At 47.6% G+C, this 13,109-nt stretch carries 12 protein-coding genes; 4 read left to right on the top strand and 8 right to left on the bottom strand.

The features are described 5' to 3' along the window. The first annotated feature begins 79 nt into the window (after nucleotides 1-79). The gene (locus ACXX53_RS00250; protein WP_458566601.1) at nucleotides 80-229 is read left to right on the top strand and encodes a YjcZ family sporulation protein; all 150 of its coding nucleotides are present in this window, start codon (nucleotides 80-82) and stop codon (nucleotides 227-229) included. A 249-nt stretch (nucleotides 230-478) separates the two neighbouring features. On the opposite strand, the gene ptsG is transcribed toward ACXX53_RS00250, so the two are convergent. From ptsG to ACXX53_RS00265, 3 genes are all read right to left on the bottom strand, one after another. Continuing rightward, complete coding sequence (ptsG, locus tag ACXX53_RS00255; RefSeq protein WP_458566602.1) at nucleotides 479-2,056, bottom strand: glucose-specific PTS transporter subunit IIBC; 1,578 nt, start codon at nucleotides 2,054-2,056, stop codon at nucleotides 479-481. Between the two features lie 364 nt (nucleotides 2,057-2,420). Beyond that, nucleotides 2,421-2,936: a hypothetical protein gene (locus ACXX53_RS00260; protein ID WP_458566603.1), complete on the bottom strand. Its 516-nt coding sequence runs from the start codon at nucleotides 2,934-2,936 to the stop codon at nucleotides 2,421-2,423. A 324-nt stretch (nucleotides 2,937-3,260) separates the two neighbouring features. Continuing rightward, a complete protein-coding gene (locus tag ACXX53_RS00265; RefSeq protein WP_458566604.1) occupies nucleotides 3,261-4,919 on the bottom strand; it encodes a DEAD/DEAH box helicase in 1,659 nt (552 codons plus the stop codon). A 285-nt stretch (nucleotides 4,920-5,204) separates the two neighbouring features. Between ACXX53_RS00265 and ACXX53_RS00270 the strand changes: the two genes are divergently transcribed. Then, nucleotides 5,205-6,014 carry a YitT family protein gene (locus tag ACXX53_RS00270; protein WP_458566605.1) on the top strand — a complete coding sequence of 270 codons (810 nt, stop codon included), beginning with the start codon at nucleotides 5,205-5,207 and terminating at the stop codon, nucleotides 6,012-6,014. Nucleotides 6,015-6,215: 201 nt separating this feature from the next. On the opposite strand, the gene pfkA is transcribed toward ACXX53_RS00270, so the two are convergent. From pfkA to ACXX53_RS00285, 3 genes are all read right to left on the bottom strand, one after another. Next, nucleotides 6,216-7,187 carry a 6-phosphofructokinase gene (gene pfkA, locus ACXX53_RS00275; RefSeq protein ID WP_458566606.1) on the bottom strand — a complete coding sequence of 324 codons (972 nt, stop codon included), beginning with the start codon at nucleotides 7,185-7,187 and terminating at the stop codon, nucleotides 6,216-6,218. A 23-nt stretch (nucleotides 7,188-7,210) separates the two neighbouring features. After that, entirely contained in the window at nucleotides 7,211-8,236 is a 1,026-nt protein-coding gene (locus ACXX53_RS00280; protein WP_458567638.1) for a tetraprenyl-beta-curcumene synthase family protein, read from the bottom strand. A 158-nt stretch (nucleotides 8,237-8,394) separates the two neighbouring features. Beyond that, complete coding sequence (locus tag ACXX53_RS00285) at nucleotides 8,395-8,691, bottom strand: hypothetical protein (RefSeq protein WP_458566607.1); 297 nt, start codon at nucleotides 8,689-8,691, stop codon at nucleotides 8,395-8,397. Nucleotides 8,692-8,931: 240 nt separating this feature from the next. On the opposite strand from ACXX53_RS00285, the gene ACXX53_RS00290 reads away from it, so the two are divergent. Together ACXX53_RS00290 and ACXX53_RS00295 are read left to right on the top strand one after the other, a co-directional pair. Then, nucleotides 8,932-10,113 (top strand): MFS transporter, encoded by a 1,182-nt coding sequence (locus ACXX53_RS00290; protein ID WP_458566608.1) that lies wholly within the window; start codon nucleotides 8,932-8,934, stop codon nucleotides 10,111-10,113. A gap of 191 nt (nucleotides 10,114-10,304) precedes the next feature. Beyond that, entirely contained in the window at nucleotides 10,305-10,955 is a 651-nt protein-coding gene (locus ACXX53_RS00295; RefSeq protein ID WP_458566609.1) for a nitroreductase family protein, read from the top strand. A 406-nt stretch (nucleotides 10,956-11,361) separates the two neighbouring features. Here ACXX53_RS00295 and ACXX53_RS00300 read toward each other — a convergent pair whose 3' ends face one another. Both ACXX53_RS00300 and ACXX53_RS00305 read right to left on the bottom strand, forming a co-directional pair. Continuing rightward, nucleotides 11,362-11,964, bottom strand: a complete 603-nt coding sequence (locus ACXX53_RS00300) for a response regulator (RefSeq protein WP_458566610.1) — start codon at nucleotides 11,962-11,964, stop codon at nucleotides 11,362-11,364. Continuing rightward, entirely contained in the window at nucleotides 11,961-13,106 is a 1,146-nt protein-coding gene (locus tag ACXX53_RS00305; protein WP_458566611.1) for a sensor histidine kinase, read from the bottom strand. Before ACXX53_RS00305 ends, ACXX53_RS00300 begins: the two co-directional genes overlap by 4 nt. Between the last annotated feature and the right edge of the window lie 3 nt (nucleotides 13,107-13,109).

A 13,109-nucleotide genomic window follows, 5' to 3' on the forward strand; every position in this document is an offset into this window, starting at 1 on the left:
TATTGGTCTATGCCAAGCTAGCGTCTATTCCATATATTGTATCGTGTTACAGAGAACTAAAAGTTAAGGAGGTTGTAACATGAACCAAATCGGTTGCGGTGGCGGTTGTGTTGGCCCGGGTTTTGGAGGTTTTGGAGGAGGCTTCGGCTTCGGTGGATGTAATTCACTCGGTGCAATTCTCGTCTTGTTCATCCTGCTCGTAATTATTAGCCGGGCGTTCATTTGCTAATCACCCTGTCTACAATTGAGTAGGAGGGGACGGCTGTCCCCTCCTCTCACACCACCTAGCATGCGGGTTCATTCTATACGGTTCCATAAGGATAACAAAGGTTCAGGTAAGTCATTCGACTACCTCGGTCCGTCGTATAAATGACGTCCATGCTGGATTTAAGAGAAAACAGGACAGATCCAAAGATCTGTCCTGCGATTAGCATTGTATAGAATCCTCAAGATTTCATCCTTGAACTCAAGCAGCCTGTCATTCAGCCTCGACTGGCTTCAACTCATCTGCTTTCGCGTCCGCCTGCTGCGTTTTGCCGCTCATAACATCGAAGATTTGCGATTTGATTGTATCGGAACGTGTCCCGAAGATCGCCTGAATATTGTTGCCTACTTCAAGCACGCCGGCAGCTCCCAGATTCTTGAGTTGGTCTTTGCTCACATTGCCTTTGTCCTTCACTTCGACCCGCAAACGGGTAATGCAGGCATCGAGGTGAACGATGTTTTCTCGACCGCCGAGCGCGGCTAAAATATGGCGCGGCAGTTCGTCCTGCTGAGCGGCTCCGCTTCCTCCCGCGCCCTCTGTCTCGGTTTCCGCATCTTCTCGTCCCGGCGTTTTAAGGTTGAATTTACGGATGACGAAACGGAATCCGAAGTAGTAGATGACCGCAAGAATCAAACCTACGATGATAACGTACCACCATTCAGTCCGGTTTGGAATTACCCCGAAGATCAAGAAATCGATCAAACCTCCTGAGAAGGTCATCCCGATCTTAACACCAAGCAGCTGCATCGCCATGAATGATAAACCAGCGAATACGCAATGCACTGCAAACAAAGCAGGAGCGACGAACAGGAACGAGAACTCGAGAGGTTCTGTAATCCCTGTCAAAAACGATGTCAGCGCGGCCGAGCCCATAATACCAGCCACATATTTTTTGTGCTGAGGTTTGGCTTCGTGGTAGATCGCCAGCGCCGCAGCAGGAAGCCCGAACATCATGAACGGGTATTTACCAGTCATAAAGGTACCGGCTGTAAACTCCACCCCATCGCGAAGCTGAGCCATAAAGATTTGCTGGTCCCCGCGAACCAACTCTCCAGCTTTATTAACATACTCGCCAAATTCAAACCAGAATGGGGAGTAGAAAATATGATGCAAACCAAACGGAATAAGAGCTCGTTCCAATGTCCCGAAAATAAATGCGGCCAAGGGAAGGTTTTGTTCTAGCATGAAGTGGGAAGCCGCGTTCAAGCCGTGTTGAACATACGGCCAGATGACAACCATCAGCAAACCAAGCAACAGCGAAGTTGCTGCTGTCATGATCGGAACGAACCGTTTGCCGGCAAAAAATCCGAGATAGGACGGAAGCTCGATCTTATAGAATCGATTGTACATAGCGGCGGCCAATATACCGACGATTATCCCGCCGAATACGCCAGTGGCGAGCGTTGGAATACCCAATACGTTGGCATAAGCTGGATTGGTACCGATCATATCCGGCGTTATGCCGATGACCGAGCCCATCGTCACGTTCATGACGAGGTAGCCAATGATCGCAGCTAGTCCTGCAACACCCTCGCCCCCTGCCAAACCAACGGCAACGCCGACAGCGAACAGCAAGGCCAGGTTCGTGAACACGATCTGCCCGGCGTTCATCATAACGGTAGCCACAGAATGAACGACACTGTTATCCATTGCTGGGACTAAATCTAAGAAGTCAGGACTGATCAGCATATTGCCGATCCCGAGAAGCAGTCCCGCTGCGGGAAGCAGCGCGACTGGCATCATCAGCGCCTTACCGACTCTTTGCAAAACACCAAATAATTTCTTGAACATTTACATCCTCCTATTTTTACCTTCTAATTGGTACCGTTTACTTCTGATCGAGGACAGGTTACGATTCAAAGCACCAGAAAGGGCACACCTCGTCTTAAAGATGCAAATAAAAAAAGAGCCAAGAGAAGGAGTCTATCAAGAGAAGGAGTCTATGTTAAATAGATCTACTTCTCTTGGCTCTTGCCCATTAGTATAATGGTAACACGCCAAATATTAATCAGTATTTTGTTCCTTGAACATAATAATTCAAGCATCCAACTTCGTCAATAGAAAATATGAAAGCGCAATTATTTACCAAAAACCTCAGATAAGGAATTTTCTGAAAGCTACACAGAACAATAGAATATGTAGCTCAGATTATGAATTAGGATGATGCTGCTAATCCTTGCGATGCCCCTGCCAAACGAACAGCGTCTCTTAAGTCGCCCTTATAAATCAGCTTAAGTCTGCTGCAATTACGAAAATCTTCTGGTATGACCCACTCAGCATCCTTCTCAATGATAGGATCACCATTATCCTGAAATAATGATGCTACGAACTGCGAGCAGAAGTAAGCATTCCTTCGCTCAATCTTAATACGAAGCGCGATCCCAAGTATTCCAATTAAATTATACCGATACTTCTTACGGTTCTCTTCAATGTATTGGACACGACTATATATCCGCTTGTACATCGCTTCATTAACGGTACAGCTATAGATTGCGCATCTAGTGGTCCTGTTAGCAGAACGGATGAGATCACCCACCACTTGCTCACGAAGAAACCCGCCAGACAGTGGATTCCAGCGCTGTGTTCGTCCAAAGCTGTATATTTCAGATAATTGCAAATCAAATGCTATGGATGCATGATTGAGCTCGTTTCTCGTATATAACCGTATCATCTGAGAAAAGTAGGTACCCGTATCGGTTAGAACTATAAAAACTTCCCTTTCGCCCACAATATCCCACCAACTTGTTTAATTTATTTAACTCCATAATAAGGTCAATACATACGTTAATTAAACGACCCTAAGTCTTAAATCAACCTAGACCAAAGTAGGATTATAAACCAATTAAACCATTAATTACTTCAATAATACAGATATATATGATGAAATGGGTGTCGTTTTTGATATAAATGTCTCATGTGGTGAAGCAGCAAGAGAATAGAAAACAAAAAAACAGTCAACCGATAACGATTACCAGTTGACTGTTTCATGCTGTTATTATTCGGAATCTGTGCGATTGCTGCCACGATTCTCGTTTGTACGGCGAGGACGACGATCTCCGCCGTTCCAGTCGCGGCGCTCACGATTATCACGATTATCACGATTATCACGATTATCACGGTTGTCACGGCTGCCGCCGCTTCCATTGCCGCGATATCCGCCGCCAGAGCGGTAACCATCACGGCTGCCGCCATTGTAATCGCGGTTATAACCGCCGCCTCCGCCTTCACGACGACGATCGCCTTCGCGATAGTTGCCGCCAGAGCGTCCACCACGACCATATGGGTTAGACATCTTGCGTCCATTCGAGCGCACATCCGGCTTGCGGCGTTTCGCACGAATCGGATCTTCCGGTGTCAATTGAACGTCTACTTCCTTCTTATCGCCAGTCAACAGCTTAAATGCTGCGGACAACAACTGAACGGAATCGTATTGATCAAGCAATTGAATCGTAAGTGCCTTGTATTCAGTAAGCTCTCCTTGCTCCAGAACTTCAAGAAGTCGTTCGCCAATGATGCGTTGCTTACCTTCGATTGCTTCCGCCAAGCTTGGAACAGGCTTGCGTAGAATACGGTGACGAGTTACTCGCTCAATAAAGTGCAAGTGGTCAATCTCTCGAGGTGTCACAAAGGACCATGCGCTTCCTTCTTTACCTGCGCGTCCTGTACGACCGATACGGTGTACATAGGACTCTGGGTCCTGTGGAAGGTCAAAGTTGATTACATGTGTTACGCCGGATACGTCCAAGCCGCGCGCTGCAACGTCTGTAGCGACGAGTACGTCGATGCTGCCATCGCGGAACTTGCGCATAACCGCGTCACGTTGATTCTGTGACAGGTCGCCATGCAAACCGTCAGCGGAGTATCCGCGTTTCTGCAAGCCTTCGGCGAGCTCATCAACACGGCGCTTCGTGCGTCCGAATACGATCGCAAGCTCTGGTGATTCCATATCAAGCAAACGGCTCAGTGCATCGAACTTCATACGTTCAGGCACTTCGATGTACGCTTGCTCAATCAACGGAGCGCTAACTTGCTTCGGCATAACGGAAACATGCTGCGGCTCTTTCAGGAATGTATTCGCCAGCTTCTGAATGTTAGGAGGCATAGTAGCGGAGAACAGCATCGTCTGGCGCTCTTCAGGCACCAAGCTTAAGATGCTCGTAATATCCTCCATAAAGCCCATGTCCAGCATTTCATCCGCTTCATCCAATACGACTGTCTGCACTTCGTCAAGGCGGATTGTCTTGCGGTTGATGTGGTCAAGGAGACGTCCAGGTGTTCCGATAATGATCTGAGGGCGCTTCTTCATAGCGCGGATCTGACGACCGATGTCTTGTCCACCATAAATCGGCAAGGAGCGGATTCCTTTGAATCGGGAAAGCTTCCCGATCTCTTCCGCTACCTGTATTGCAAGTTCGCGTGTTGGTGTCATAACGAGTGCAACAACACGATCTTCTGCAGGGTCAATCTTCGAGATAAGCGGAATACCGAATGCCGCTGTCTTCCCTGTACCTGTCTGTGCTTGTCCGATCATATCGCTGCCAGTCATCGCAATCGGAATAGCTTTCTCTTGTATCGGGGTCGACTCTTCAAACCCCAACTCAGTGATGGCTTGTAGAACCTTCGGTTCCAAACCAAATTCTGCAAATGTCTTCAAAATATTCAAGCTCCTTCATTGTGGACAATCCACTCGCATATCTGTATTCTTAAGTAGCGTCTTATAGGTGACGTATAGCACATCAAGGCTACCGTCTCATCATATACAATGCGGTTATGAAACAAATTCCATTCACCCGCGTATTCGTTCATGTGTACAATTCAAATATTGAAGCATACTCAAGAATATCTAAATCATTATAACACAAATCTAAACTTTAATACCAGTAAGTAAGTCACTAATTCCATTGTTTCGGGGTGAATTCGTTTGAAAAGGCTGTTAGAAATGTTGGTCATCATTGCGGGAGCAGCCAGCATGGCTATTGCGTTTAACTTTTTTCTTGTTCCCCATCATTTTCTAAGCGGCGGTGTATCCGGCGTATCGATGATTACGAACTATTTAACAGGTGCGAATATCAGCGTGATCTATTTTGCGCTCAATATTCCACTTGTCATCTGGGGATGGTTCATACTCGGCAGACGCTTCGTCACTTACAGCTTGTTAAGCGTAGTTACAACATCTTGGTTCATCTCCATCTTACCGGTCAAGGCATTATCACCAGAGCCGCTGCTGAGCGCGGTATTCGGCGGTACCTTCGTCGGAATCGGGATCGGCATCTCACTTCGAGTAGGCGGTTCTACGGGTGGATTCGACATCATCGGTTCGATTATTACGCGCTATCGTGATTTCCCGATTGGGAATATCTCAGTTACAATGAACTGTATCGTCATCCTTTCTCACGGCCTCATTTCTCAGAATTGGGAGCTAGTACTTTACTCGATGGTGTCGATCTATACAACTGGAAAAATAATGGATATGATCTTCATCAACCACTACAAGGTTACGGTATATATCATCACCAATCACAAGGATGAAATGCTGGAAAAGATGTTATGTCTGCCGCACGGCGTTACATGCATCAAAACACAAGGCGCTTTCTCCAATGTGGAACGAGATATGCTCATGACCGTAACGACACGTTATGAGCTTCAGGAGCTGAAGCGAGTCATAAGCGAAGCAGACCCAAAAGCATTCGTAAACATTGTTGAAACAGTCGGCGTACTCGGCAACTTCCGTAAGCCGCGTTCGATTTAATATATCCATATTGTACATGAGAATCACGAAGGAGCTGGGCCTAAAGCAGAAATCTATGCTTTAGAGCGCCAGCTCCTTTTGTATGTAAATTCTTATAGCTTCATCAATGCAATTGGTCTGCCTTCCAGCGCGAAGATAAAGCAACAGGCCGCCTCTACCGAATGGAGAGACAGCCTGTAATGTAAATCGCGTTGTATATGATTATTGGGACAAACGGTTTGCGAGCTCGTATAGCTCCATGTTGAATTCTTTCTTCGTGTTGACAACGAGATCGATATCCGTTGCCACAAGCTCACCGTTGATAATACCGCAGCCTTTAGCGGAATCTCCCTCCATCAGACGGCGAACTGCGAAGTCGCCCAAGCGGCTTGCGAGAATTCGGTCTGTAGGGGTAGGCGCTCCACCGCGTTGAATATGGCCAAGCACGGTAACACGCGGCTCAACAGATGGTGCGCGTTCAATGATGCCGTTGACGATATCCTCGCCTTTGCCTACGCCTTCTGCCACGATAACGATGCTATGACGCTTACCCGCCTTAAAGTTTTGTTCCATACGGCTAGCTACATCGTCAAGGCTGAACGGTACTTCAGGCACGAGAATCGATTCCGCGCCGCTCGCGAGACCCGCGTAAAGAGCGATGTCACCGCAATGGCGGCCCATTACTTCTACAACGGAAGAACGCTCATGCGAGCTCATCGTGTCACGAAGCTTGTTAACCGCGTCAACAACTACACTTACCGCTGTATCGAAGCCGATTGTATAATCAGTAAATGAGATATCATTATCAATAGTGCCTGGAAGACCCATCGTTTTGATTCCCAACTTGCTGAGTTTGTTAGCTCCATGATAAGAACCGTCACCGCCAATGACGATCAAACCGTCAATGCCGTGGGAGCGCAGAATTTCCGCACCCTTTTGTTGTCCTTCAGGTGTTCTGAACTCCTGGCAACGAGCGGATTGCAAGATAGTTCCACCGCGTTGAATGATATCCCCTACGCTGCGAATATCCATTTGACGGAGATCATTGTTAAGCAAGCCTTGGTATCCACGTTGAACACCATATACCTCGAGACCATGGAACAACGCAGTACGTACAACAGCACGAACAGCAGCGTTCATCCCTTGAGAATCTCCTCCGCTCGTGAGAACGGCAATTTTTTTTACAGCAGACATGGTATTTCCTCCCTCTATTCTCTTTACATATGATTGCGTATCCAGCGGCTGTTCACCCAGAAAAACACCCTCATCATAGGGCTGCCTTTCATTAATCGCTTGGATACATGGAGCACCTCAGTTTGTTCTCTCACTTTCGGATCGGACAAGTACAACGCGAGAAGACCTTCAATAACCATTCGATGGAAGCGCTGATGCTCCAACTCCTGGATACTCTTAATCGCTTTGTCTGCAAATTGCTCGATCCGCATAATGACAGTTTCATCATCTTCGTAGTAATTACAGAAATTCAGATCGCCGCCAATACGGTCTTCTTCCTGGTCTATCAAGTAATCAAGCAGGATATGAAGCCCATTCACATAAGGAAAGTATGCATTCCGGATACACACCGCATCCTCTACGCATGCATCCTTGTTAAGTGCGGCAGCAAACAACTGGAACATGCCAAGCGTTGAACCTGTAGCAGCAGCGAATTCATTCCATTTGATATCTGGATAGATCGCAGCATGCGGCTCCCACCACTCCCACAGCTTCGCTTCTCGCTCATTCCGGTGGATATGCTTATAAATCTGCAGCTCGGTGTACAGCTTAACCAGAGGGACCAATTCACCTCTCACCGCTTTATACCCCGGCAGCAGAGCAATGCTGTCTCGACACTGCTGAACGAGCGAATGCAGATAGCCGCAGTCATCTTGATCGTCCCGCAGAGCATAATAATTGACAAGCTCAACTTCAGGTTGAACCGCATCAAGCATCGATTGATGAAGCAATCGAAAATCTTCTGGGTCCAACGACGTGCTTCGATCACATAGATTGTCTAAATAATCACTTATAGTTTGAAAAGCGACAATCAGTGGTATCAGAATATGGCGGCCGCTTGGCCGCAACGCAGCATACACTGCTCCACCTTGGCAATGAAACTTTTTGGTTTCGATACTGGCAAGTGCTTGCTTCTTTAATTCCTCATTTGATATTGATTCCGCAAGACGTGTCCATCGGGTCAACTCGGACCGAACTTCCGGCAATATGTACTTGTACACCTGATACATAAGCCCTAAGGGCCCCCGAGGTGCTCCAATATGCGTTTGCCCTTGACGATCCAAGAAATACCTCCGTTCTACACGCTGTCTAAACCGTGTGTTCATCCACTCATTTTAGTCAAAACTATTATATTACGAAGTGACAGATTGCACAAACTCTCTCTCCACTAATGGTGGAACTTGGCATCGATGTCCTGCTGAGTGCGATACCATATGTGCAGATCATTAATTATACTTGCATATTCAGCAATGTCACTATTTAGTTTGCACGATTGTTCAAAATTTTCTTCATGGAACAGTTCATTCTGTTTGTGAATAATAATCTGTTCTATGGCTTTGATGCGATCAGGAATGCGCCCTCTTATCTGCTCCCACATCTCTAGAAGACTGCTCTGCTCCTGCAAGCTCAAATTTTCCCATGGCTCGTTCAATTCCGGTAAAGGTATGCCTAATCGTTCGTTCATCTGAAAGTGAGTACTGACCACACATAATCCCCCAATTCAAACATATAGCGTGAATATACAAGAGAAAGCCGTATCTGCAAACTACTCCTGTATATGGAACCATGATATACTGAATATTGCTTTATATTCCGAACAGCCCTCAAATCTGTTGCTTCATATGATAAACCTGTCCATGGAGCAGCCAGACTGCTCCAGCAACGCGTTACAGGCAATCGAGTGGCCCAAAGGAGCTTATCCATCATGATCACTTCGAAGCAGAAAGAGATTCTATCACTGCGTGTGTTTACTTTTTCCGTATTTATGACATCAGCAGTCATTGTTTCCTATATGCCGCTTTATTTTAAATCACTTGGATTCACAAGTGTACAGATCGGACTACTTTATTCATTGGGACCGTTAATTTCTATTGTATCAAACTTTATATGGGGCGTCACAAGCGACCGTATGCAAACGATAAAAAAAGTGCTCCTCATCCTGCTCCTCAGTCAAATCGTAATCTCAATCGTTCTTGGACTTGCAACAACTTACGGTGCTGTGATTGTGCTGTTAGCCGCCTTCAACTTCTTCTACTATCCGATATCGCCATTGACCGACAGCTTAGGTATCGTGACTGCGCAAGCACACCGCAAGAGCTTCATCAGCATAAGGGTATTCGGCTCCATCGGTTTCGCTTGTTCAGCGCTGCTGTTCGGCTTCATTCTAGGTTCACTAGGCGCATCGTATACCATCTATGTCGTGCTTGGACTAGGAATCACTTCATTGATTCTGGGGTTGTTTATCTCGGACAAGCAGGCATCCATCAAGAAAATGGAGTTCGGTGGACTTTTTCAGATTCTGATGCAGCGTGAAGTGCTGCTCTTCTTCTTATGCGTACTGCTGCTCGCTATCGCTCATCGCTTGAACGAAGCGTTTCTAGGTCTCGGTCTCGTACAGCTCGGAGGAAAAGAATCGATTGTCGGGTGGGCCTGGATGATATCTTCTGTGAGTGAGATTCCGATATTTTTCCTGCTCAATGCTTATGGAGAAAGGTTTAAGGAGCTTCCCTTATTGACTATCGCAGCAGGCATGTACATCGTGCGCCTGTTGATCGCGGCTCTCGTCCAGGATCCGTTATGGCTGATGAGCACCCAGGTAATGCATGGCGTATCGTTCGGTATCTTCTACTTTGTAGCAATCCGGTACTTAAATCGAGTCATTCCGGATCAGTATCGAGCAACCGGAATGGCCGTGTACACGGTGGTATGGTCTAGTATTGCAGGACTGCTCAGCGGTACGATCGGAGGTCCATTGATGGAGTCCTACGGTAAAGATGCAGTATACTTTACGGGTGTTATCTTTGCAGCATTAGCAGGTATAGGCTTCCTTCTGCTGTCCTGGTTTTCCATGAAGGACAATCCCATGCGTAAGAAGCAGCGCGCATAGTTTCATTAAAGACCATGCACAAGAAACTGCCTGCACAGTTCTGATAATTGGCATAAATATCCTGCATTAGCGATTGCAATTTATTTAGCAGCTACTATAATAAGGGGTAGGTATTAGTATTTGGTACTAATATTATGGAAGTATACTCTAGCTCTTATGTATATTGAGCCTCAGCCCTGGAGGAACCAACTATGATTTCATATGAATCCGTCAAGGAACTTATTCAAGGTCGCCGCAGCGTACGCCGATATCAGGAGCGCGACATCTCAGTGGAGGATGTCCGTGAATGCATCGATTGCGCGCGCTATGCACCAAGCGATACTAATTCGCAAACATGGGAATTCATCGCCGTCATGAACCGCGATATGCTGAAGCAGATCGAACAATTGACCTGGGATGCGATTCACGCGCGCGCGGCTGCTGCCGAAGAGCAGGGTCTGCAGCGCGAAGCGAAGCTGCTGGTCAAGTCGTTCGGCCCATACGCCACTGCATTCTCCGATGCCCCTGCGTTAATTATCTGTCTCGCGACACCGTATAACTCCAAGTTTCGCGAGAAGATCTTTGATCCGATCGCGCTGGTTCCAGAGCGCATCTGGGAAGAAGAAGGCATCAAGAGCAGCTGTTTGGCTGTGCAGAACCTGATGCTTGCCGCACATGCCCGCGGCCTCGCGACATGCCCGATGACCGGGCCGGTGCTGTTGGCTGAAGAAGCGATCAAAGAGCTTCTTCACATTCCAGCGGACCGCGCGATGAACATGGTGCTATCCATAGGGCACCCTGTTGCCGTACCGGACAAGCTGCCGCGCAAAGGCATCGATGAGATATTGACGATCATCGAGTAGATACATGCATGCAAAAACACAGCAGTTGGCGAGTACGCTGGCTGCTGTGTTTTTTGCGTGCAGGGCGTGGGAGCCGCTTAGGCGCGGGCTCTGGGGGGTTCTCTTGCTCTGTAACGGGGTTTTTGCCAGTTACAGACCGAATCCGTGCCCGACCAGACGCGTTAACGGGGTTTTTACCCGTTTCGGCCGCTTTGCTGCGAGCACTGGCGGGTTCGCTAGCTCTGTAACGGGATTTTTCCACGTTACAGCTCCAATCTGTGCCCTGCCGGACGCGTTAACGGGGTTTTTACCCGTTACAGCTGCCTAAGCGCAGGCTCTGGCAGGCCCTCTAGCTCCGTAACGCCACCACTTACAATTGCCTAAGCGCGGGCACTAGCACGGCGATGCGGCCGCTGAGCTCATCCGCTTAGAGCCAGCCCTTTTCTTCCGCTTTCGTCAGGGCTTCAATTCGGTTCTTGACCTCCAGCTTGGAGAATATCTCCGAGGTGTAATTCCGCACCGTGCCGGAAGACAAATAGAGCTGTGCCGCAATTTCCTTCGTGCTCTTGCCTTCCGCAATACATTGCAGAATCTCCTTTTCTCTATCCGTCAACGGATTGACACCTTTAACGACATGGTAGATTAGCTCAGGCGCAATCTGCCGTTTGCCCTGCATCACGCAGCGTATGGATTCCGTTAGCTGCTCGATCGGTCCGTCCTTCAGCAGATAGCCGCTTACCTCCGCTTGAATCGCCCTTTCGAAGTAACCCGGCTTTGCGAATGTCGTCAGCATAATGATGTGGCAATTCAAGCCCCGCTCCTTCAATGTCTCTGCCACCTCTAGTCCAGAACGATGCGGCATCTCAATATCCATCAGCACAACGTCAGGCTGAAGCCGCTCGATGATCGCGATGGCTTCATTACCATTCGCCGCCTCACCGATCACTTGCATGTCTTCCTCCAGATCAAGCAGAGAGGCAAATGCTCCTCTCAGCATCCGCTGATCCTCCACAATCACGATCCGAATCATAATACTGCCCCCTCTGCCTGCTGCACGATTGGAATAGAAAATGCCACCTGTGTCCCATTAGAATGACTGTCCATCTTCCAGCTTATATCTCCCCCAATGACACCAAGCCGCTCCTTCATCCCCATCATTCCATTGCCTTGTACATTGTCTGTTCGCATGCCAATTCCATCATCCCTCACACATACCGATAATGCCCCATCGTCGATCTGAACTCGGAAGCTGCAGACTGAAGCCTGACTGTGCTTAACAATATTCGTTACCGCTTCGCGAATACAGTAGCTTGCGATATTCTGGTTCAAAGCTGACACATGGTCAAACCCTCTATCGCCTTCATAACGATATTCAATTCCTGCCGCTAACAGAATCTTCTCTACATGCGCCAACTCCTCCTTCAGAGTGAGTGTGCGCATATCCGCTACCAGTTCCCGCACCTGCTTCAAAGCTGCACGCGAAGTCTGTTCCATCTCCTTCACCTCAAGGCGAGCGCGTTCCGGGTCCTTGTCCAGCAGCCGTCCAACCAATTGGCTCTTAAGCGTCAACAGCGATAAAGTATGCCCGAGCGTATCATGCAGATCTCTTGCAATGCGCAGTCGCTCCTCGCTCTTAACCAGCTCACTGATCTGCTCTTTGGCACAATCCAGCTCCCTCTCCAGACTAGAACGCTTAAGCATAGAACGAACTCCATAGGGTGACAACAGCATAACTATCACAAATGGACTCAAATTAAACAGTATCTCTCTTAATTCCAACTGACGCAGATTAATCACAAATGATAGAACAATGACTGCCGCAAATATCATAAAAATACGCCGGAACTGAATCTTGTCCGAAAACCATCCAACAAAGTTCGAGGTGAAGAATCCCATAAAGATGAATGCTACGTTGTACAGCGAGCAGAATAGGATAATAATAGCAAGCTGAAGATAGATAAGGCCTTTGAACATCCGATCATTTTCCGTAAAATAAAGCCTTCGGTAGCTCCAAATAAACACTACAAGCAGCATGTAGCCGATGATCATCTTAAGCCCGGTTTCTAACGATAGCTGATAGATAGGCAGTAGAAAATAAAAGAGAAACACGACTGGATAATAGCCGTACTTCTCTGGAAACAAGCGAAATCGAGTAATGCGCTCCAGGTTCATAGA

Source organism: Paenibacillus marinisediminis (genome assembly GCF_054343325.1).